Source organism: Streptomyces sp. NPDC003720, assembly GCF_042875075.1.
Classification (GTDB): Bacteria; Actinomycetota; Actinomycetes; order Streptomycetales; family Streptomycetaceae; genus Streptomyces.
In genome coordinates this window covers 173,128-193,858 of sequence record NZ_JBIANZ010000012.1, presented here as the reverse complement: position 1 = coordinate 193,858, position 20,731 = coordinate 173,128, and the positions used below count along the sequence as shown (strand labels likewise).

The 20,731-nt window shown below is 71.3% G+C and carries 21 protein-coding genes, 3 tRNA genes and 2 pseudogenes; 7 read left to right on the top strand and 19 right to left on the bottom strand.

Going from position 1 to position 20,731, the window contains the following annotated elements; all coding sequences use genetic code 11:
• Nucleotides 1-100: 100 nt before the first annotated feature.
• The 8 genes from rplL to ACFYU0_RS30755 form a co-directional block, all read right to left on the bottom strand.
• Nucleotides 101-484, bottom strand: coding sequence for a 50S ribosomal protein L7/L12 (gene rplL, locus ACFYU0_RS30790; RefSeq protein ID WP_351672656.1), 384 nt, complete (start codon nt 482-484; stop codon nt 101-103).
• Nucleotides 485-600: 116 nt separating this feature from the next.
• The gene (gene rplJ, locus ACFYU0_RS30785; RefSeq protein ID WP_030823469.1) at nt 601-1,131 is read right to left on the bottom strand and encodes a 50S ribosomal protein L10; all 531 of its coding nucleotides are present in this window, start codon (nt 1,129-1,131) and stop codon (nt 601-603) included.
• A 313-nt stretch (nt 1,132-1,444) separates the two neighbouring features.
• Entirely contained in the window at nt 1,445-2,356 is a 912-nt protein-coding gene (locus tag ACFYU0_RS30780) for a hypothetical protein (protein WP_389305386.1), read from the bottom strand.
• Nucleotides 2,357-2,518: 162 nt separating this feature from the next.
• Nucleotides 2,519-3,244: a 50S ribosomal protein L1 gene (rplA, locus tag ACFYU0_RS30775; protein ID WP_351672652.1), complete on the bottom strand. Its 726-nt coding sequence runs from the start codon at nt 3,242-3,244 to the stop codon at nt 2,519-2,521.
• Nucleotides 3,245-3,341: 97 nt separating this feature from the next.
• Nucleotides 3,342-3,776, bottom strand: coding sequence for a 50S ribosomal protein L11 (rplK, locus tag ACFYU0_RS30770; protein WP_018543896.1), 435 nt, complete (start codon nt 3,774-3,776; stop codon nt 3,342-3,344).
• 168 nt (nt 3,777-3,944) lie between these two features.
• Nucleotides 3,945-4,802, bottom strand: coding sequence for a transcription termination/antitermination protein NusG (nusG, locus tag ACFYU0_RS30765; protein ID WP_351672650.1), 858 nt, complete (start codon nt 4,800-4,802; stop codon nt 3,945-3,947).
• Nucleotides 4,803-4,882: 80 nt separating this feature from the next.
• Nucleotides 4,883-5,170 carry a preprotein translocase subunit SecE gene (gene secE, locus ACFYU0_RS30760; protein WP_351672648.1) on the bottom strand — a complete coding sequence of 96 codons (288 nt, stop codon included), beginning with the start codon at nt 5,168-5,170 and terminating at the stop codon, nt 4,883-4,885.
• A 108-nt stretch (nt 5,171-5,278) separates the two neighbouring features.
• A tRNA-Trp gene (locus ACFYU0_RS30755) sits at nt 5,279-5,351 on the bottom strand.
• A gap of 260 nt (nt 5,352-5,611) precedes the next feature.
• Between ACFYU0_RS30755 and ACFYU0_RS30750 the strand changes: the two genes are divergently transcribed.
• Together ACFYU0_RS30750 and ACFYU0_RS30745 are read left to right on the top strand one after the other, a co-directional pair.
• Entirely contained in the window at nt 5,612-6,838 is a 1,227-nt protein-coding gene (locus tag ACFYU0_RS30750) for a pyridoxal phosphate-dependent aminotransferase (RefSeq protein ID WP_351672646.1), read from the top strand.
• Between the two features lie 127 nt (nt 6,839-6,965).
• A complete protein-coding gene (locus tag ACFYU0_RS30745; RefSeq protein ID WP_351667844.1) occupies nt 6,966-8,006 on the top strand; it encodes an adenosine deaminase in 1,041 nt (346 codons plus the stop codon).
• Nucleotides 8,007-8,110: 104 nt separating this feature from the next.
• On the opposite strand, the gene ACFYU0_RS30740 is transcribed toward ACFYU0_RS30745, so the two are convergent.
• The 10 genes and pseudogenes from ACFYU0_RS30740 to ACFYU0_RS30695 form a co-directional block, all read right to left on the bottom strand.
• Complete coding sequence (locus ACFYU0_RS30740; protein ID WP_389305381.1) at nt 8,111-9,166, bottom strand: UDP-N-acetylmuramate dehydrogenase; 1,056 nt, start codon at nt 9,164-9,166, stop codon at nt 8,111-8,113.
• Between the two features lie 57 nt (nt 9,167-9,223).
• Nucleotides 9,224-9,317: pseudogene (locus tag ACFYU0_RS30735) on the bottom strand.
• 150 nt (nt 9,318-9,467) lie between these two features.
• Nucleotides 9,468-9,561: pseudogene (locus tag ACFYU0_RS30730) on the bottom strand.
• A gap of 112 nt (nt 9,562-9,673) precedes the next feature.
• On the bottom strand, nt 9,674-11,116 hold the full coding sequence (locus ACFYU0_RS30725; RefSeq protein WP_389305379.1) for a DHA2 family efflux MFS transporter permease subunit: 1,443 nt from the start codon (nt 11,114-11,116) through the stop codon (nt 9,674-9,676).
• Between the two features lie 92 nt (nt 11,117-11,208).
• A complete protein-coding gene (locus ACFYU0_RS30720) occupies nt 11,209-11,778 on the bottom strand; it encodes a TetR/AcrR family transcriptional regulator (protein WP_389305377.1) in 570 nt (189 codons plus the stop codon).
• 108 nt (nt 11,779-11,886) lie between these two features.
• Nucleotides 11,887-12,315 carry a MaoC family dehydratase gene (locus tag ACFYU0_RS30715; protein WP_389305375.1) on the bottom strand — a complete coding sequence of 143 codons (429 nt, stop codon included), beginning with the start codon at nt 12,313-12,315 and terminating at the stop codon, nt 11,887-11,889.
• Nucleotides 12,316-12,323: 8 nt separating this feature from the next.
• On the bottom strand, nt 12,324-12,776 hold the full coding sequence (locus ACFYU0_RS30710; protein ID WP_351667834.1) for a MaoC family dehydratase N-terminal domain-containing protein: 453 nt from the start codon (nt 12,774-12,776) through the stop codon (nt 12,324-12,326).
• A gap of 108 nt (nt 12,777-12,884) precedes the next feature.
• Nucleotides 12,885-13,049 (bottom strand): 50S ribosomal protein L33, encoded by a 165-nt coding sequence (gene rpmG, locus ACFYU0_RS30705; RefSeq protein ID WP_003948671.1) that lies wholly within the window; start codon nt 13,047-13,049, stop codon nt 12,885-12,887.
• Between the two features lie 90 nt (nt 13,050-13,139).
• Nucleotides 13,140-13,212: transfer RNA gene (locus ACFYU0_RS30700), tRNA-Met, on the bottom strand.
• Nucleotides 13,213-13,258: 46 nt separating this feature from the next.
• Nucleotides 13,259-13,331, bottom strand: a tRNA-Thr gene (locus tag ACFYU0_RS30695).
• Between the two features lie 337 nt (nt 13,332-13,668).
• Here ACFYU0_RS30695 and ACFYU0_RS30690 point away from each other — a divergent pair.
• Together ACFYU0_RS30690 and ACFYU0_RS30685 are read left to right on the top strand one after the other, a co-directional pair.
• Nucleotides 13,669-14,937 carry an amidohydrolase family protein gene (locus tag ACFYU0_RS30690; protein ID WP_351667832.1) on the top strand — a complete coding sequence of 423 codons (1,269 nt, stop codon included), beginning with the start codon at nt 13,669-13,671 and terminating at the stop codon, nt 14,935-14,937.
• Between the two features lie 536 nt (nt 14,938-15,473).
• Nucleotides 15,474-16,130: an NAD(P)H-binding protein gene (locus tag ACFYU0_RS30685; RefSeq protein ID WP_351667830.1), complete on the top strand. Its 657-nt coding sequence runs from the start codon at nt 15,474-15,476 to the stop codon at nt 16,128-16,130.
• A 57-nt stretch (nt 16,131-16,187) separates the two neighbouring features.
• Here the strand turns inward: ACFYU0_RS30685 and ACFYU0_RS30680 are convergent, their stop codons facing one another.
• Entirely contained in the window at nt 16,188-16,400 is a 213-nt protein-coding gene (locus tag ACFYU0_RS30680; RefSeq protein WP_351667828.1) for a hypothetical protein, read from the bottom strand.
• Nucleotides 16,401-16,596: 196 nt separating this feature from the next.
• Between ACFYU0_RS30680 and ACFYU0_RS30675 the strand changes: the two genes are divergently transcribed.
• From ACFYU0_RS30675 to ACFYU0_RS30665, 3 genes are all read left to right on the top strand, one after another.
• Nucleotides 16,597-18,306 carry an ATP-binding protein gene (locus tag ACFYU0_RS30675; protein WP_389305372.1) on the top strand — a complete coding sequence of 570 codons (1,710 nt, stop codon included), beginning with the start codon at nt 16,597-16,599 and terminating at the stop codon, nt 18,304-18,306.
• Nucleotides 18,307-18,331: 25 nt separating this feature from the next.
• A complete protein-coding gene (locus ACFYU0_RS30670; protein ID WP_389305411.1) occupies nt 18,332-19,213 on the top strand; it encodes a PP2C family protein-serine/threonine phosphatase in 882 nt (293 codons plus the stop codon).
• Between the two features lie 380 nt (nt 19,214-19,593).
• Nucleotides 19,594-20,271 carry a hypothetical protein gene (locus ACFYU0_RS30665; protein WP_389305370.1) on the top strand — a complete coding sequence of 226 codons (678 nt, stop codon included), beginning with the start codon at nt 19,594-19,596 and terminating at the stop codon, nt 20,269-20,271.
• Nucleotides 20,272-20,731: the final 460 nt, after the last annotated feature.

Genomic DNA, 20,731 nt, shown 5'->3' with positions numbered 1-20,731 from the left:
AGCGACCACCCGGATGGATGATCGCTCTTCGGTGCGTCCGCGTTACAGCCCCTGAGGGCCGCAGTCTGCGCGCAGCCGGGTTACGGGAACCCGGAAGGTGTTACTTGACCTCGACGGAGGCGCCGGCGGCCTTGAGGGACTCGGCAGCCTTGTCCGCGGCCTCCTTGTTGACCTTCTCGAGGACCGGCTTCGGGGTGCCGTCGACGAGGTCCTTGGCCTCCTTCAGGCCCAGGGAGGTCAGCTCACGCACGACCTTGATGACCTGGATCTTCTTCTCGCCGGCGCCGGTGAGGATGACGTCGAACTCGTCCTTCTCCTCCTCGGCCGGGGCAGCCGGGCCACCCTGGGCCGGGCCCGCGACGGCGACGGCCGCGGCGGCGGTGACGTCGAACTTCTCCTCGAACGCCTTCACGAACTCGGAGAGCTCGATGAGGGTCATCTCCTCGAACTGCGCGAGCAGGTCTTCCTGAGACAGCTTCGCCATGATGGGCGATCCTTCCACTAATTCGGCGGGTGCCGGATGTACATGAGTGGCGGGCGTACGTTGGCCCGCTGTGACCCTGGCCGCGTCAGGCGGCCCGGATCAGAAAGCGAGCCGAATTACTCGGCACCGCCCTGCTCGTCCTGCTTGGCACGAAGCGCGTCCACGGTGCGGACGAGCTTCGAGGGAAGCGCCTGGAAGAGCTGCGCAGTCTGCGTCTGCTTGCCCTTGAAGGCGCCCGCCAGCTTGGCGAGCAGAACCTCGCGGGACTCGAGGTCCGCAAGCTTCTTGATCTCGTCGGCGGACATCGCCTTGCCGTCAAGGACACCGCCCTTGATGACGAGATTCGGGTTGTCCTTGGCGAAGTCACGGAGACCCTTCGCCGACTCCACCGGGTCACCGGTGACGAAGGCGACGGCCGTCGGACCAGCGAAGAGCTGGTCGTCCAGCGTGATCCCGGCCTCGTTGGCCGCAATCTTGGTCAGCGTGTTCTTCACCACGGCGTACTGGGCGTTCTCACCGAGCGACCGGCGCAGCGTCTTGAGCTGCGCCACGGTGAGACCGCGGTACTCGGTCAGCACAGCGGCGTTGGAGCTGCGGAACTTGTCCGTCAGCTCGGCAACCGCGGCAGCCTTGTCGGGCCTCGCCATAGAGCCTCGGCCTCCTTCCGGGTGATTCTGACCGCGCGGACCCGAAGGAGGACTGGGGAAAACGAAACGCCCCGGCGCAGGCGCTCGGGGCGGACTCGACCGTCGGCACACGCTGGGCGCGTACCATCCGGGAGTGCTTCCACTGACACCTGCGCGGGTCGTCCACTTTGCAGCGGATCCTTCGGCCACCGCACCTTCATTCGAACGTGCGGCAACGACCAGCGGTCTTTGGCTTCGGTAGGAGAGTACGGGACTGGGACGCCGCAGAGCAAATCGGGCCCCGCGCCCGCCCCGGTCCAGGTGCGGCGGCCGGTCAGGAGGCGCTGACGCCGCTGCCCGACGCGGCGCCGCCGGCCTTCATCAGGTCCTTGAAGTCCTGGGTGTCGGCGGCCGGGGGCGCCTCCGCGGTGACCCGCACGCCGTAGTCGCTGTAGTAGGCCGTGCTGGTCATGGTGCCGGCGGTCATCTGCGCCTTCTCGACCTTCTTGACCAGCAGGTCATGGCCGTCGACCCAGATGTCTACGGTCTCCGTGCTGACGCCGGCCTGGCTGAGCTGCTTCCTCAGGTCGGCGAGCTGGCCGGCGTCGAGGTCGCTGTTCTTGCCGGCGAGGTCGGCGACGTCGACCGTGCCGGAGTAGTGCGTGGCGCTGACGCCGGAGACCTGCTCCTCACCGACCTTCTTCACGTCGCCGGAGGCCAGCAGCAGCTTCACCGACTGGTTCGGCGTGGTGTTCTGCATCTGGTCCTTCATGTACGCCCCGGAGCCGCCGCCGAGCTTGGCGAGGTCGGCGTAGGCGTACCGGATCCAGTGCTTGCCGCCGGACTGCCGGGCGTACTGCTCGCTCATCCTGGCGTAGTAGGCGTCCGGGAGGTAGCGGGCCTCCATCGAGGACGTGCCGGCCTTGCGCATCGCCTCCGCCAGCTTGCCGCCGGTGTAGGTGATGGTGAGGTTGCCCTTCATGCCGTCGCCCCACGTCAGGGCGCCGTTCGCGGTCATCGACATGGTGTCGCCGATGCTGGTGGTGGAACGGACCTTGGCGGACTCCGCCTTGTCGGTGGACTTCTCGGCGGAGCGCAGGGCCGCGAGGGGGTTGGCGTGGGTGAGGCTTCTGCCGACCGCCTTGTCGCCGTTCCCGGAGCTCTCGGTGCCGCAGGCCGCCAGACCGGTCAGCGCGGTGACCACCGCGACGGAGAGGCCCACCCGGCGTGCGGTCGTGCTCTTCATTCGTCCTACCCCCATGCGAGTCCGGTGCCTGCACCGTAGCCCAGGCCGCTGACGGTCGTACGACAGTCCGCACAAAGAAAGGACGGACCCCGCACCTCGGAGGTTGCGGGGTCCGCCCTTTGCTTACGCGTCCGTGACGCGGCTGCCGGGAGAGCGCGGGGCTCAGACGGCGGCCGGGTCCTCCTCGACGAGGAGGTTGCGGGTGCGGTTCGAGTCGACCGGAATGCCGGGGCCCATCGTGGTGCTGATGGCGGCCTTCTTGATGTAGCGACCCTTGGCGGCGGACGGCTTCAGACGGAGGATCTCCTCCAGGGCCGCGCCGTAGTTCTCCACCAGCTTGGCGTCGTCGAAGGACGTCTTGCCGATGATGAAGTGCAGGTTCGAGTGCTTGTCGACGCGGAACTCGATCTTGCCGCCCTTGATCTCCGTCACGGCCTTGGCCGTGTCGGGGGTGACGGTGCCGGTCTTCGGGTTCGGCATCAGACCACGCGGGCCGAGGACGCGGCCGAGGCGGCCGACCTTGCCCATGAGGTCCGGGGTGGCGACGACGGCGTCGAAGTCCAGACGGCCCTTCGCCACCTCGTCGATCAGCTCGTCGGCGCCGACGATGTCGGCGCCCGCGGCACGCGCGGCCTCGGCACGGTCACCGGTCGCGAAGACCAGGACCCGGGCGGTCTTACCGGTGCCGTGCGGAAGGTTCACGGTGCCACGGACCATCTGGTCGGCCTTGCGCGGGTCGACACCCAGGCGGAAGGCGACCTCGACGGTGCCGTCGAACTTGGTCGTGGAGGTCTCCTTGGCGAGACGGACGGCCTCGAGCGGGGCGTACAGCTTCTCCCGGTCGACCTTGGCGTCCGCAGCGCGGAGAGCCTTGCTGCGCTTGCTCACAACTGCTCCTGTGGGTTCTGTTCGGAGTCGTGGTACGGGCCGAGCAGGCCCTGCCACGTGCGGCCGTCATGGCCGCATGGTGCTACGAAGGTGGGGTTCAGCCCTCGACCGTGATGCCCATGGAGCGGGCGGTGCCGGCGATGATCTTCGACGCGGCGTCCAGGTCGTTGGCGTTGAGGTCGGGCATCTTGGTCGTGGCGATCTCGCGGACCTGCGCCTCGGTGATCTTGGCGACCTTGGTCTTGTGCGGCTCGCCGGAGCCCTTCTCCACGCCCGCGGCCTTGAGGATCATCTTCGCGGCCGGCGGCGTCTTGGTGACGAAGGTGAAGGAGCGGTCCTCGTAGACCGTGATCTCCACCGGGATCACCCAGCCACGCTGCGACTCGGTCGCGGCGTTGTAGGCCTTGCAGAACTCCATGATGTTGACGCCGTGCTGACCCAGCGCCGGGCCGACCGGCGGGGCCGGGTTCGCCGCACCGGCGTTGATCTGGAGCTTGATGAGCCCCGTGACCTTCTTCTTCTTGGGAGGCATAGCTCTCCGGGTCCTTTCGATTCGGGTCCTGCCCGCCTCCGGGGACCACCCGGACGCAGGCATACCGCACAACGATAACGGGTATAGATGCGCGGCCAAAAACCGTGCAGGTCAGGCGGACGCCGAGCGCCTGCCTGACCTGCACGGAAGCAGTTCGTCCAGAAGGAACTAGTTCTTCTGGATCTGGTCGAAGGAGAGCTCGACCGGCGTCTCGCGGCCGAAGATCTCCACCAGGCCCTTGACCTTCTTCGAGTCGGGGTTGATCTCGTTGATGGTCGCCTGCAGCGTGGCGAACGGGCCGTCGGTGACGGTGACCGAGTCGCCGACCTCGAAGTCCAGCACCTGGACCTCGACCTTGCGCTGCGGAGCGGGCTTGCCCTCGGCCTCGGCGGCCTCGCGGGCGGCCTTCTCCTCGGCCTCCGGGGCGAGCATCTTGACGATCTCGTCCAGCGTCAGCGGGTAGGGGTCGTAGGCGTTGCCGACGAAGCCGGTGACGCCGGGGGTGTTGCGGACGACGCCCCAGGACTCGTTCGTCAGGTCCATGCGGACCAGGACGTAGCCCGGAAGCTTGTTCTGCTTGATCGTCTTGCGGTCGCCGTTCTTGATCTGGACGACCTCTTCCTGCGGCACCTCGGCCTGGAAGATGTAGTCCTCGACGTTCAGCGAGACGGCGCGCTGCTCCAGGTTGGTCTTCACGCGGTTCTCGTAGCCGGCGTAGGTGTGGATCACGTACCACTCGCCGGGCAGGGTGCGAAGCTCCTCGCGCAGGGCCTGGACCGGGTCGACGGGCTCGGCCGGCTCCTCCTCGGCCTCGGCCTCGGCGGCCTCGGGCTCGGCCTCGGCGGCGTCCGTGACGTCCGCGCCGTCCTCGTCCTCGACGTGCAGAGCGGCCTCCTCGGCCGGCTCCCCCAGTTCGGCCTCGGCAGCCTCGAACTCGTCCCGCTCGTCCGCGCCCTCGACGATGTCGAGCTCGTCGTCCACCGTCTCGTCCGGCTCGATGGCGTCGTTCAGGTTCGGGTCAGACACGATGGCTGCTTCTTCCTGGATACATAGGGGTGGAACATGCGAAAACGGGCGCCGGTACCACGGCGCCCTTCGCTTTCGGCTCAGCCGAAGACGTACTTGGCCGCGTGGTTGAGCCCATAGTCAATCACGGTCACCAGGGCGATCATGATGGCGACGAAGAAGATCACCACGGTGGTGTACGACGTCAGCTGGTTACGAGTCGGCCAGACGACCTTGCGGAGTTCCGCGATGATCTGGCGGTAGAAGATGGCGAGGCGCTTCAGCGGGCCCTTCTTGGCACGCTTGCCGCCCTTGCGGCCCTTCTTCTTGGACTCGGGCACCTCGTCCTGAGCATCAGGCGTGTCGATGGAGCCCACGGCGTCCGTCATGCGTCCTCACCTGATCCCGGGGTCGTGGCCGTGCCGCGCCCGGTTTCTGAGCCGCACGGCGGTGCATTGCTGTACGTACATGCGCACACATCCTGGCGGTGTGTGTAGCAGGGCCGGAGGGACTTGAACCCCCAACCGCTGGTTTTGGAGACCAGTGCTCTACCAATTGAGCTACGACCCTTTGTGTGTCCCCCAACGTACCGCATTCGGCCGGGTGCTCGGTGTGCACCGGCTGAGCGACGGCCGCTGAAGGCCAACGAGGGAAGAGTGTACGTGGTCCGGGGCCCGGCGTCGAACAGAAAGACCCGGTCCGGGGCCGTCGGAATGAAGATCGTCCAGGCCGGAGGCCGGATTCGGACCCGTGTTCACGCCTCGACCCGTTGCTGTTCAGTCTGTGAAACCCGCGTGCCGGGGCCATTTCCGGTCTGAAACGATGGGCGCATGAGCGCTGCAACCCCTCCCACCGAGCGCCGGGTCTCCGCCCGAGTCGGCGCGATCTCCGAGTCCGCCACCCTCGCCGTGGACGCCAAGGCCAAGGCCCTGAAGGCCGCCGGGCGTCCGGTGATCGGCTTCGGCGCCGGTGAGCCCGACTTCCCGACCCCGGACTACATCGTCGAGGCGGCCGTCGAGGCCTGCAAGAACCCGAAGTACCACCGGTACACGCCGGCCGGCGGCCTGCCCGAGCTGAAGGCCGCGATCGCCGCGAAGACGCTGCGCGACTCCGGCTGGGAGCCCGACGTCTCGCAGATCCTGGTCACCAACGGCGGCAAGCAGGCCATCTACGAGGCGTTCGCCGCGATCCTCGACCCGGGTGACGAGGTCATCGTCCCGGCGCCGTACTGGACGACGTACCCGGAGTCGATCCGCCTGGCCGGCGGCGTCCCGGTCGACGTCGTCGCCGACGAGACCACCGGCTACCGCGTCACCGTGGAGCAGCTGGAGGCGGCGCGCACGGACAAGACCAAGGTCGTCCTGTTCGTCTCCCCGTCCAACCCGACCGGCGCGGTGTACTCCGAGGCCGAGACCGAGGCGATCGGCCGCTGGGCCGTCGAGCACGGCCTGTGGGTGCTGACCGACGAGATCTACGAGCACCTGGTCTACGGCGACGCGTCCGCCGTGTCCCTGCCGGCGCTGCTGCCCGAGCTGCGCGACAAGTGCGTCGTGGTCAACGGTGTCGCCAAGACGTACGCCATGACCGGCTGGCGGGTGGGCTGGGTCATCGGCCCGAAGGACGTGGTCAAGGCCGCGACGAACCTGCAGTCGCACGCCACGTCCAACGTCTCCAACGTGGCCCAGGTGGCCGCCCTGGCCGCCGTCTCCGGCGACCTGGAGGCCGTGGCGAAGATGCGCGAGGCGTTCGACCGCCGCCGCAGGACCATCGTGCGGATGCTCAACGAGATCGACGGCGTGCTCTGCCCGGAGCCCGAGGGCGCCTTCTACGCCTACCCGTCGGTCAAGGCGCTGCTCGGCAAGGAGATCCGCGGCAAGCGCCCGCAGAACACCGTCGAGCTGGCCGCGCTCATCCTGGAGGAGGCCGAGGTCGCGGTCGTCCCGGGCGAGGCCTTCGGCACGCCCGGCTACCTGCGGCTGTCGTACGCGCTCGGCGACGAGGACCTCGTCGAGGGCGTGAGCCGGATCCAGAAGCTGCTGGCGGAGGCGCGGGACTAGTCCCGTCGCTTCACGCGCGCGTGCGGGCCGTCTCCCTGCGGGGAGGCGGCCCGCTTCTGTGTGCGAGCAAGAGCACGTAGGGGGAAACGGCTACCGGGACGGCGGTGACGTGCGGCAGGATCTGGGAATGGAGCATGTACGTGATCTCTCCGAACTGCCGAAGGCCCATCTGCACCTGCACTTCACCGGTTCGATGCGTCCGACGACCGTCCTGGAACTGGCCGACAAGTACGGCGTACGCCTGCCCGAGGCCCTGACGGACGCCCTGACCAGCGGGGAACCGCCGCGGCTTCGGGCGACGGACGAGCGGGGATGGTTCCGCTTCCAGCGGCTGTACGACGCGGCGCGCTCCTGCCTGAGAGAGCCGGAGGACATCCAGCGGCTGGTCCGGGAGGCCGCCGAGGAGGACGTGCGGGACGGTTCGGGCTGGCTGGAGATCCAGGTGGACCCCACGTCGTACGCGCCCCGGCTGGGCGGTCTGATCCCGGCCCTGGAGATCATCCTGGACGCGGTCGAGACGACGTCCCGGGAGACCGGGCTCGGCATGCGGGTGCTGGTGGCGGCGAACCGCATGAAGCACCCCCTCGACGCGCGCACCCTGGCCCGGCTCGCGGTGCGGTACGCCGGCCGGGGCGTGGTCGGCTTCGGGCTGTCGAACGACGAGCGGCGCGGGATGGCACGGGACTTCGACCGTGCCTTCCACATCGCGCGCGAGGGCGGGCTGCTGGCGGCCCCGCACGGCGGCGAGCTGACCGGCCCGGCGTCGGTGCGCGACTGCCTGGACGATCTGCACGCCTCGCGGATCGGGCACGGCGTGCGCGCCGCGGAGGACCCGCGGCTGCTGAAGCGGCTGGCGGACCGGGGCGTCACCTGCGAGGTGTGCCCGGCCTCGAACGTCGCGCTCGGCGTCTACGAGAAGCCCGAGGACGTGCCCCTGCGGACCCTGTTCGAGGCCGGTGTCCCGCTGGCCCTGGGCGCCGACGACCCGCTGCTCTTCGGTTCCCGCCTCGCGGCCCAGTACGGCATCGCCCGCGAGCACCACGACTTCACCGACGCCGAACTCGCCGAGCTGGCCCGCCAGTCCATCCGCGGTTCGGCCGCCCCGGACGACGTCAGGGCCCGGCTGCTGTCCGGCGTGGACGACTGGCTGACTCGCCCGGCCGTCTGAAAGCGGCGTACGGCGTGTGCCGCGGGGGCGGTCAGGGCTGGAGGACGCGGCGCTCGTGCGGGCCCGTCCTGGGCCGGAACTCGCGCAGCGTCAGTCTCATGCCGTCACAGGCTCACGCCGACGGTCACGGGTTCGTTGACCAGGGTGACCCCGAAGGCCTCGCGGACTCCGGCGACGACCTCGCGGGCCAGGGCGAGCAGGTCCTCGGTGGTGGCGCCGCCCCGGTTGGTGAGCGCGAGCGTGTGCTTGGTGGAGATGCGGGCGGGTCCGGTGCCGTAGCCCTTGGTGAAGCCGGCCTTGTCGATCAGCCAGGCGGCCGAGGTCTTGGTGCGGCCCTCCCCCGCCGGGTACGCGGGCGGCTCGGCGTCCTCGCCCAGCCGGTCGCGCACGCGCGCGTGGAAGGCGGCGAACTGCTCCTCGGTGAGGATCGGGTTGGTGAAGAAGGACCCGGCGGACCAGGTGTCGTGGTCCTCGGGGTCGAGCACCATGCCCTTCCCGGCGCGCAGCTTCAGCACGGTCTCGCGAGCCGCGGCCAGCGGCACCCTGTCGCCCGGCCCGACGCCGAGCGCGCGGGCCGCCTCGGCGTACTTGACCGGCGCCGACAGGCCGCCCGCGTCCTCCAGACCGAAGCGGACCCGCAGCACGACGTAGCGCTCGGGGTCGGCCTTGAAGCGGCTGTGCCGGTACGAGAAGGCGCACTCCTCGTTCGTCAGCGTGACCGTCTCGCCGGCCCGGCGGTCGTAGGCGATCACCTCGGTGACCGTCGAGGAGACCTCCTGGCCGTAGGCCCCGACGTTCTGGATGGGGGTGGCGCCCGCGGAGCCGGGGATCCCGGCCAGGCACTCGATCCCGGCGAGCCCGGCCTCGACGCTGCGGGCGACGGCGTCCGTCCAGACCTCGCCGGCCGCCAGCTCCAGCGTGGTGCCGCGCAGTTCGACGCCGCGGGTGGCGATGCGCAGGGCGGTGCCGTCGAAGCCCTTGTCGCCGATGACCAGGTTCGACCCGCCGCCGATGATCAGCAGCGGGGTGCCGGTGTCGTCGGCCCGGCGGACGGCGTCGATCACCTCCGCGTCGGTGGTGGCGGTGACCAGCCGGGCCGCGGGGCCGCCCAGCCGGAAGGTGGTCAGCGGGGCGAGGGGGGCGTCGTGGAGTTCCTGCACGGGCCCAAGAGTACGAGACGGCGCCGGCGGCCCTGCGGCGCCGGCGCTCCCTGCGAGCGGAGAGGGCAGGATTCGAACCTGCGCGGACCCCGTGAGATCCGACCTCAAGACATGCTCTCGGTCCCCGATAAACCACTCCGGGCACCTCTCCCAGCTCCCGACCCGGTCCCCCGCGCCGTTCACAAGCACCACCATGCCAACCCCCACTGACCGCACCCTGACAGCCGACTGACACGACCGCGCCGCACAAAAACAAGACGCGCGCGCAGGCCCCAAAAGCCCACACGCGCGTCCACGGCTGCGGAGAGGGCAGGATTCGAACCTGCGCGGACCCCGTGAGGCCCGACCTCAAGACATGCTCTCGGTCCCCGATAAACCACTCCGGGCACCTCTCCCAGCTCCCGACCCGGTCCCCCGCGCCGTTCACAAGCACCACCATGCCAACCCCCACTGACCGCACCCTGACAGCCGACTGACACGACCGCGCGCGTGCCGGTGCGGCGGGTGTCAGGCGGAGAGTGCCTCGGCGGCCGGGGCGGCCTCCTGCCCGGTGGCCGGCTCGGGGCTCGGGGTGTGCCGTCGGCCCGGGACGAGCAGGGCGGCCAGGCCGGCGACGGCGACCACCGCCGAGCCGGTGACGAGGGCGGGCCGCAGACCGTCCACGAAGTTCTGGGCGCTCGCGTAGCCGCCCTGGGCGGCGAAGATCGACGACATGACGGCGATGCCGAGCGCGCCGCCCACCTCGCGCAGCGCGTTGTTCGCGCCGGAGGCGATGCCCTGCTCCTGCGGGCGGACGCTGGACATCACCAGGTTGGCGGCCGGGGCGAAGTACAGGGCCATGCCGATGCCGCTGATCACCAGAGCCGGGAGCTGGGCCGTGTAGGAGACGTCGGCGGAGACCACGGAGGCCATGTAGCCGAGGCCCACCGCCTGCAGGAACAGGCCGGTGGCGACGACCGGACGGCCGCCGACCCGGTCGGAGAGGATGCCCGCCACGGGCGCCACCAGCATCGGCATACCGGTCCACGGCAGCATGCGCAGTCCCGCCTCGGTGGGCGAGTAGCCGAGCACGCCCTGCATGTACTGGCTGAGCAGGAAGATCGAGCCGAACATGCCGACGAACATCAGCAGGCTGGCCGCGTTGATCCCGGAGAACGCGCGGGAGCGGAACAGCCGCATCGGCAGCATCGGGGCGGCGGCGCGGGTGCTGTAGAGGACGAAGCCCACCAGCAGCGCACCCCCGGCGAACAGCGCGGTCAGCACCAGGGGGCCGGTCCAGCCGTCGGCGGGCCCACGGACCAGGCCGTACACGATGCCGAAGAGGCCGCCGCTGGCGAGCAGGGTGCCGGGCAGGTCGAGGCGGGCGCCGGTGCCGTAGGACTCGGCGAGGCGCAGCCGGGCGAGCGGCAGCAGGGCCATGCCGAGCGGGACGTTGAGCCAGAAGATCCAGTGCCAGGAGATGTGTTCGGTGAGGCTGCCCCCGATCAGCGGCCCCGAGGCGACCGCGAGGCCGTTGACGGCGCCCCAGATGCCGTACGCCATCCCGCGCCGGGCGGCCGGCACGGCGGCGGTGAGCAGGGTCAGCGTGAGCGGCATCAGCACGGCCGCGCCGACGCCCTGGACGGCGCGGGCGGCGATGAGGGAGCCGATGCCGGGGGCCATGGCCGCGGCGGCGGAGGCGCCGGTGAAGACGACGAGTCCGGCGAGGAAGAGCCGGCGGCGCCCGAAGCGGTCGCCGAGCGCGGCGCCGGACATCAGCAGGACGGCGAAGGTGAGCGTGTAGGCGCTGACGGTCCATTCGAGGTCGTCCAGCGCGCCGCCGAGGTCCTCGCGGATCGAGGGCAGGGCGGTGGTGACGACGAGGTTGTCGAGGGCCGCCATGAACCCGGCGACGCTGGTGATGACGAGGGCCCAGGCGGCGCCCCCGCGACGTGCGGTCTGCTGTGACATCTCTCCCCCAGAGGGTGTTCCAGCGGTGATTAGTAATTGCTGACTAACTTTTACGGCCACAGAAAAGGGGGCGGACTTCCGCCCCCGTTCCGCTAGTGCTGGAGCCGGCCGGTGATCCGGGACGACGGGTACACCGACTGCCAGACCCGGTGCCCGGGCGGGAACCCCATGGCGGCCAGGGTGTTGATGAGCATCCCGTACGCCATGAAGGTCGTGGTCTCGCCGTCGTCCGCGCCGAGCGGCAGGTGCACGGTGTCCCAGAGCCGCATCCACGCGGCCCGCACGGCCTCGCCGAACCCGTGCTCGCCCTCCGCCTCCGCGGCGGCCACCGTGATGTACGTCTGCATCTGCATCTGGAGCTTTTCGGGCTGCTCCGTGATCAGGCGCACGTACGCGTCGGCCATGGCGCGCAGGGCCTCCTCGCCCTCCAGCCCCTCGGCCGCCTGCGCGAAGACCTGGCAGATGTCCTCCACGCACCGCAGCGAGGCGGCCACGAAGATCGCCTTCTTGCCCTCGAAGAGCCGGAAGAGGTACGGCTGCGAGACTCCGACCCGCTTGGCGATCGCCTCGGTGGAGGTCCCGTAATACCCCTTCCGCGCGAACTCGGAGATCGCCGCGCGAATGACGCTCTCACGCCGCTCTTCCGCACTCATCCTGGGCATGGAAAGAAGTTAGTGCTCAATAACTAACTTCGTCAAGGGCTTCAGGCCCGGGTACGGCGAAGGGGCGCCCACCTCGGTGGACGCCCCTCGCTCGAACATCGGGAACCCTCAGGCCAGCCGTACGACCGCCCGGGACATGCCCAGCACCTTCTGGCCGCCGCTCGTCGCCGTCAGGTCCACGCGCACCGTCCGGTCGTCCAGCTTGGCCGCGACCTTGGCGCCGACCTCGACCACCGCGCCCTCGTCGTCGTTCGGCACGACGACCGGCTTGGTGAAGCGGACGCCGTACTCGACGACCGCGCCCGGGTCGCCCACCCAGTCGGTGACCACGCGGATCGCCTCGGCCATGGTGAACATGCCGTGCGCGATGACGTCCGGCAGGCCCACCTCCTTGGCGAACTTCTCGTTCCAGTGGATCGGGTTGAAGTCCCCGGAGGCGCCCGCGTACCGCACCAGGGTGGCGCGGGTCACGGGGAAGGTCTGGGCCGGCAGTTCGGTGCCGACCTCGACGTCGTCGTACGCGATCCTCGCCGTCATCGGTTGCCTCACGCCTCCTCGGCCGCACGGGCCACGAGCTTGGTCCAGGCGGTCACCACGTGCTCGCCGGACTCGTCGTGCACCTCGCCGCGGATGTCCAGGATGTCGTTGCCCGCGAGCGACTTGATTCCCTCGATGGTGGACGTCACCGTGAGCCGGTCGCCGGCCCGCACCGGGCGGACGTAGGCGAACTTCTGGTCGCCGTGCACCACCCGGCTGTAGTCGAGCCCGAGCTGCGGGTCCTCGATGACCTGCCCGGCGGCCCGGAAGGTGATGGAGAACACGAAGGTCGGCGGAGCGATCACGTCGGGGTGACCGAACGCCTTGGCGGCGTCCGGGTCCGTGTACGCCGGGTTGGTCTCCCCGACCGCCTCGGCGAACTCACGGATCTTCTCCCGGCCCACCTCGTACGGCCGGGTGGGCGGGTAGGTCCGCCCCACGAAGGACTGGTCGAGCGCCATTGGCCCGGAACCTCCTGGTCTCAAGCAGCGTGTCTGGTCTCAGCAGCCGGTGAAACGACGTGAGGCCGCCCCCCAGCTTGCGGGGGCGGCCTCACGTACGAGCCTGATTTATCGCGTTTCGCGGTGCGCGGTGTGCGCGTTGCAACGCGGGCAGTGCTTCTTCATCTCAAGACGATCCGGGTTGTTACGCCGGTTCTTCTTCGTGATGTAGTTCCGCTCCTTGCACTCCACGCAGGCCAGCGTGATCTTCGGGCGGACGTCGGTGGCAGCCACGTGAGTGCTCCTAAGACGAACGGATTGACTGATTTAACGCAAGCAAGAGTAGCCGATCGAAGGACCGACCCCGCAATCGGCTACTGTCAGTAGCGGTGACCGGACTTGAACCGGTGACACAGCGATTATGAGCCGCTTGCTCTACCGACTGAGCTACACCGCTGTGATGCGATCGGGCCCCGCCTTTCGACGGGAACCTCTCACACCAGAGCCCCAAAACGGAATCGAACCGTTGACCTTCTCCTTACCATGGAGACGCTCTGCCGACTGAGCTATTGGGGCGAGCGATGAAGACATTACACGGTCCGCCGCCGTTCGCCCAAATCCGTATCCGGACGCCCGCCGCGCCCCCCGTCGCGGGCGGTTCAGGGCACTCCGGACCACCCGCGCGGCCCCCCGTCGATCCAGGCACGCGCGCGTGCGGAGACCGCCCGCCGCGGCGGGAGACGGACGCCTCGTCATGGACGGACCACGCCGGTACGACTATTGCGCTCCTCCGCGCCACACCGGGTTCGCCACCCTAGGCTCGACTCACTCTGCGTGATCTTGGGTCCGGCGCGCGTCCGGGCCCCGCTCACGCGACCCTGCCCCGAGCCCCCGGCCCGAACCCAGGAGTCCGATGCCCGACAGCCAGCCGCAGCCGCCCCCATGGCCGTCGAACCAGTCGGGGTCCTCCGGGCAGCCCGATCAGGCCGTGGTGCTGCTGTGCGGGGCGCGGCTCACCGACGGCCGGGCCGTGGACGTACGGCTGGGCGGCGGGCGCATCGAAGCCGTCGGCACGGCCGGCAGCCTGACCCCGGGTCCGCCGAGGCCGGGCACCTCCCGCGTCGACCTCAGCGGCTACCTGCTGCTGCCGGCCCCGGCCGAACCGCACGCCCACGGCGACACCGCGCTGTCCGCCGAGCACCCGGGACCGGTCTCGTACGCCCCCGAGGACGTCCAGCGCCGGGCCACCGAGGCGGCCCTGCTCCAGCTCGGCCACGGCGCGACGGCGGCACGCGCGCACGTACGCGTCGGCGACGTCCAGGGCCTCGGCGCGCTCGGCGCCGTACTGCAGGCCCGGCGTTCGCTGCGGGGCCTGGCGGAGCTGACCACGGTGGCGATGCCGCGCCTGCTGACCGGGGTGGCGGGGGCCGAGGGGCTCGCGATGCTCCGGGACGCGGTGAAGATGGGCGCGTCGGTGGTGGGCGGCTGCCCGGACGCGGACCCGGACCCCACGGGTTATGTGGAGGCCGTCCTGGAGGTGGCCTCCGAGCACGGCTGCCCCGTGGACCTGCACACGGACGCCACCGACCCGGCCCGGCTCTCCCGGCTCGCGGCCATGGCGGCCGGTCTGCGCCCCGGCGTGACGGTCGGCCCGTGCGCCGGTCTCGCGCGCCTGCCGGCCGAGGCGGCCTCCCGGCTCGCGGAGCAGCTCGCGGCGGCCGGTGTGACGGTGGTGTGCCTCCCCCAGGGCGGCTGCGGCACGGCCGACCGGCGGGGCGCGGCGCCGGTACGGCTGCTGCGCGCGGCCGGGGTCCGGGTGGCGGCCGGCAGCGGCGCCCTCCGGGACGTCGCCAACCCCGTCGGCCGCGGCGACCCCCTGGAGGCCGCCTATCTCCTCGCCTCCGCGCACGGCCTGCGCCCCGAGGACGCCTACGAGGCGGTCAGCACCGCGGCCCGGGAGGCGCTGGGCCTGCCCTCGGTGCGCGTCGAGGCCGGCTTCCCCGCCGAGCTGCTGGCCGTGCGCGGCGATCACCTGTCCGGCGCCCTGTCCCTCGCCTACAGCCGGATCGTGGTGCACCGCGGCCGGGTGGTGGCCCGCACGAGCGCGGTCCGCGAGTACTGCAACTCGGCTGCGGCCGCCGAACTGGGGCTGCCCCGGCAGGGACGGGGGGAGCTGTCCTGAGGGGGTCGGATGTCGTGCGGGCGGCGGTTGTTGTGCGGGGGCGTCGGCTGTCGGGAGGGCGCCGGGTGTTGTGCGGGTGCCGGAGGTTGTGCGGGTGCCGGCTGTCGGGAGGGCGCCGGCTGTCGGGAGGGCGCCGGGTTCGCGAGTGGGCCCGCTGACGTGAGCGCGGGTCCTGTCGCGAGGGGGCCGCTGACGTGAGCGCGGCTCCGGTCCTAGGAGGGCTCGCTGCTGCAAGGAGACTCTCTGACGTGAGCGCGGCTCCGGTCCTGGGAAGGCCCGCTGTCGCGAGGGGCCCGCTGGCGTGGGGGCCCGCTGGCGTGGGGGCCCGCTGACGTGAGCGCGGCTCCTGTCCTGGGAGGGGGCCGGCTGTCATGAGAGGGCTGGCGGGCGTGAGGGAGCCCGGGGGCGCGAGGGCGCTCGCTGTCACGGGAAGGACAGCCGTCGCCGGGAAGCCCGGAGTGCGCCCGGAGTGACGGGGGCCGGTGCTCCCCCAACCGATGCGGCGCGCGGGCCCCTTCGGGCGTACGGTCGGAATCATGCGCATTGTCATCGCTGGTGGTCATGGACAGATCGCGCTGCGGCTGGAGCGGATGCTCGCCGCGCGCGGGGACGAGGTCGCGGGCATCATCCGCAAGGCGGAGCAGGGCGACGACCTGCGGGCGGCGGGCGCCGAACCGGTCCTGCTCGACCTGGAGTCCGCCTCGGTGGAGGAGGTCGCGGCACATCTTCAGGGCGCGGACGCGGCGGTCTTCGCGGCGGGCGCGGGCCCGGGAAGCGGCGCGGGCCGCAAGGACACGGTGGACAGGGGCGCGGCGGTGCTGTTCGCGGACGCGGCCGTACGCGCGCGCGTGCGCCGTTTCGTGGTGGTCTCCTCGATGGGCGCGGATCCCACGCACCAGGGCGACGACGTCTTCGACGTCTACCTGCGCGCCAAGGGCGAGGCCGACGCGTACGTCGCCCGGCAGGAGGCCCTCGACTGGACGATCCTGCGCCCCGGCGCGCTGACCGACGAACCGGGCACCGGCCTGGTCCGGCTGGAGGCGCACACCGGTCGCGGCACGGTCCCGCGGGACGACGTGGCGGCCGTCCTGGCGGAACTGGTGGACACCTCGGCGACGGCCGGTCTGACGCTGGAGCTGATCGGCGGCTCGACGCCGGTGTCGGTGGCCGTGAAGTCGGTCGCGGGGAACTGAGACCGCCGGCCGGCCGTTCGACCGGCCGCGGAACAACGGCCGTTCACCGGTCAGAGATCAGAAGAGGGGCAGCTGCCCGGGGAAGTCCGGCACGGCGTACCCGTCCAACGCCGGCTGGGCGGCTCCGAGCTGGGCCGGCCGCCGCGACCCGGAGCAGGAGAGCAGTTCGCCGTTCCCCCGTGCTCCGGGCGGGTCGTGCCGTGCGAAGCGGCCCGCGACGACGGCGATCTCACGGCGGCACACGGGACAGGTTCTGCGACGGGATGCCATGCGGCCAGTGTGCCCGCTGTCCCACCGGAGCCCCAGAACCCGAGGCGACGCCGGAGCCCCAGAACCGTGGCGACGCCGGCCCCCGCCCCGCATTCGCCGCGCCGGACCGGTGACCGCCGGTAGGCATCGCGGACTCGCCACTCGCAGTCGCTGCCTAGGCCCTGTTCGAGCGGGCATATCTGGGCACTCTGCCCGTATGGGCAGCCCCAGTCCGCCCGGAGTGCCGTCCCGGCGGCTGCCACCGGAACCGGAGAGCGTCGCGCTGGCCCGGCGGTTCGTGCGGTCGGTGCTCGACGGTGTACCGCCCGAGTCGGCGCACACCGCCGAGCTGCTGGTCGGCGAGCTGGTGACCAACGCCGTGATCCACGCCCGCACCGAGATCGAGGTGCGGGCCTGGACGACCGAGGGCCGGGTCCAGGTACGGGTCACTGACCGGCGGCCGGACCGCGGGCTCGTGCCCCACGACCGCCACCCCTACGCCTGCACGGGGAGGGGCCTGACCCTGGTGGAGGACCTGGCCACCAGTCACGGCGTGCACAGCGGCGGGGACCGCAAGACGGTCTGGTTCGAGATGTGGCCCGAGGCGCCCGCGCCGCCGGCCTCGGCGTGGGAGACCGTGGCGCCACCCGGCCGGACCCTGTCCGTCGCGCTGAACGACGTTCCGTACGCGCTGTACTGGGCCGCGCAACAGCAGTGGGAGGGACTGCTGCGCGAACTGCTCCTCTCCCCGTCCACGGCCGACCGGGCCGGGGTGGCGCCGCGGGAGCTCGTCGTCGCCCAGGACACCAGCAACGTCATCTCCGCGTCCATGACGGCCGCCGTGGAACAGGAGACCCCCGACAGCTCGACGCTGTCCCTGCTCGTGGCGTTCCCGGTGGACGCCGCTCCGGCCACGCGGACCCTGCACGACGTGCTGGAGGCGGCCGACGAGATGGCCCAGCAGGGCAGCATGCTCATCCTGCCGACGCTGCCGCAGATCAGGGCCTTCCGGCACTGGCTGCTGGACCAGATCGTCGCCCAGCTTTCCGGGGAGCACCCGACCGCCTGGACGCTGGCCCCCGGCACGCCGGGAGCCACGCCCACGGCGCTGTCCCCCTGGGACGCCAGCGACGTCGAGGCCAGCAGCGTGCCCACCATCGCGGCCGACGACGGCAACCGGATCATCGCGGTGAACGCCTCAGCGGCGGGCATGCTGGGCTGGCAGGCACACGACCTCATGGGCCGGCGGCTGACCGACCTGATGCCCGGGCACCTGCGCAAACGCCACACGGCGGCCTTCACCTCGCTGCTGCTCACCGGCCGGTCGCGCATCCTGGGCCGCTCGATCCCGGTTCCCGCGCTGCACAGGGACGGCCGGCTGATCCCCATCCGCCTGCACATCCAGACGCAGGAGGCGATCGACGGGCGCACCGTGTTCGTCGCCCAGCTCACCGCGAGGACGGCTCCCCCCGCTCCTCCGTACTCCCCGGCGGGCGACCGGCACGCGACGCGTCCGGTGCCGGGCCCGGTGCACCTGCCGTCCACCACGAAGAAGGCCGCCGCGGAGAGCTTCGGAAGGGCGACGCCCGAGTGGCTGTCCCTGTTCGCCGACACGGGCAGGGCGCTGACCAGCACTCCCAGCGTGGAGGAGGGCCTGCGGCGGGTGTGCCATGTGCTGACCCGGTGGCTGGTGCGCGGTGGACCTCGTCGACGAGACCGGGCACGTGGACCGGGTCTGCGTCGTACACCGCGATCCCGAGGTACGGGTCGCCGGGGCGCACCTCGGCCGGCTTCCGCCGGTGTCCGGGAACACGCGGGGCCCGCTGCCCCGGGTGCTGCGCGGCGCGGGCCCGCTGCTGGTCACCGAGGTCCTGCGGCCCGACGAGGTGCACAGTGCCCTGGACGCCCGGCAGAGGGAGCTGGTTGACCACTTCGGCGGCAACAGCGCCGTCATGGCTCCGCTGCAGTCCGCGCACCGGGAGGTGCTGGGCGCCCTGACGATGGTCCGCGTCCACGACGGGCAGCCGTTCACCAGGGAGGACATCCTCCCGATCGCGGAACTGGTGCGGAGCATCGCCCTGGGCGTGGACAGCGCCCGGCTGCACCGGCACACCCAGTCCACCGCCGCGCGCCTCCAGCGCGCCCTGCTGCCCGAGCTGCCCCGGATCGGCCATCTGGAGCTGGTCGCGCGCTACGTCCCCTCCAGCACCACGGCGGAGGTCGGCGGGGACTGGTACGACGCCTTCACCGTGCCCAGCGGCGACACCGTGCTGGTCATCGGCGACGTGTCCGGCCACGACCTGCGGACGGCCGTCGCCATGAGCGCCCTGCGCAACATGCTGCGCGGCCTCGCCGTGGACGGCCACGAACCGCCGGGGGACGTCCTGCGCCGCCTGGACCGCGCGAACCACACCCTGAACCCGCATGCCACCGCCACCTGCGCCTACGGCCTGGTCAAGGGCCCCGCGGGCGGCCCGTGGCACCTGCACCACTCGTCGGCCGGGCACCTCCCGCCGCTCCTCACCACCGAGGACGGCGACACCCGCTACCTGAACACGGGCCGGGGCCTGCTGATCGGCATGGAGCCGGGCCTCCCCCGGACCTCCGCCCGCGACCCGCTGCCACCCCGCTCCACCCTGCTGCTCTTCACCGACGGCCTCATCGAACGCCGCGGCGAGTCCCTCGACGAGGGGATGAAGCGCCTGAGCCGGCTCACCGCCACGTACGCGCGAGACCCGCTGGACGTCTTCTGCGACGAACTGATCATCAAACTCGGCGCCGACACCTCCGACGACATCGCCCTGCTGGCCCTGCGCCCGACACCGAGGGCTTGAGGCTCCCACGCCGCCGTGACATGCGATCCGCTGCGGCTCGACAGAGAAGGCTGACGTAGACCTTCATCTCAGCAGCTGATACAGAACTCTAGACGGTGCGCCCGAGATTGACGCGCAGTCAACCCCCGTTGGATCGACCCTGACCAGGAGCGGCGTCACCCCGCGTGCGCAACTCCGGTGCGCGGCGAGCGCGGATGCCGCGAAGCGATGTCGCGCGGCGTGCAACCCGCCGTAAGTGTTTGGGAGTACCTACGGGCGGACGTCCACGCCGCGGCCACCGCTCCTGGTGGTCGCGGCAGCCGGTACGCGGGCCCAGCGCGCCGGCCGTCGACGACCGTCCGGCGTGGCGCCGGGCGGCAGCTCCGAAGGAGAAACGCTCCGTGGCTCTCAGTTCCGCCAGGAAGGCAGCCGTGGCGACCGCCGCAGTCGCCGCGCTCGTAGGGGTCTCGTTCGCCGCATCCGCGAGCGAGGCGGCGCCGGGCCAGGCCGTCCACCCGGCGACCGCGCCCGCCTCCGCCGTCACCAAGCACTCTGCTTCCGCGCACCGGAAGGTGCCGACGACGGTCACGCAGTTGATCGGCAACGGGCGAGTGGACGGGCACCGCTGGTCGGTGGCGCTGGAGTTCCACCGCACATTCCCCAAGGGCTACACCCCGCCCAAACTCCCCGACGGAACCGCACCACAGGGCACGTCGCTGCTGTGCCAGCGCATGTACATCGGCGGCATCCGCATCGACCACCAAGGCGGCCCCTGGGCCGACTGCCAACCCGTCAACGGCACACACGACCCCCGCGCAGCCGGCGAGATGGGCCTGTGGGGCCTGCACGACAAGGGCCTCAGCGGCAGCCGCCTCATGGTCTCCAACCCCGAAACAAACGTCGCCTACGGCACCCTCACCCTCTCCGACGGCACCCACGTCAAAGCCACCACCGCCACCCTCCCCGGCACCACCTACCGCGCCTGGGCCGCCCCCATCCCCAACGGACACACCATCACCGCCGTAGACCAGTACGACACCCACCACAACCGACTCACCCACGACACCAACTGGCGCTGATCACCACGGTGGGAAACCCCGCACTGCGGGAGGGGGCGACGCCTCTCTGCACGGGTACGGCCGCATGTTCGAGACCCTGTGTGGAGGGGCGGCGCGGGACACACCCACGCACGACAAGGGCCCCGTGACCTGCGATAATCGCAGGTCACGGGGCCCTTGTTCCCGTGTGGCGGCGCCAGGATTCGAACCTGGGAAGGCTGAGCCGGCAGATTTACAGGCCGCGGAAGCAGCGCGCCGCGACCAGCACTTGCGCTCAAGGGGCAACATCTCGCCCCATGCCTACCCCACTGCTGCCGACGCGCCCCGGCTCTGCGGCTCCCTACGTGCAGGGAGCGGGACACGCCTGCGCCCCGGCTACCGCGTCGGTGACCGCCTGCTGCGTCCGGCCCACCCCGAGGTCACCGGATCCCCCTCAGCCCGAGGGGACGGCGACCTCGGCGTGACGGCCGTGCCGGGTCCC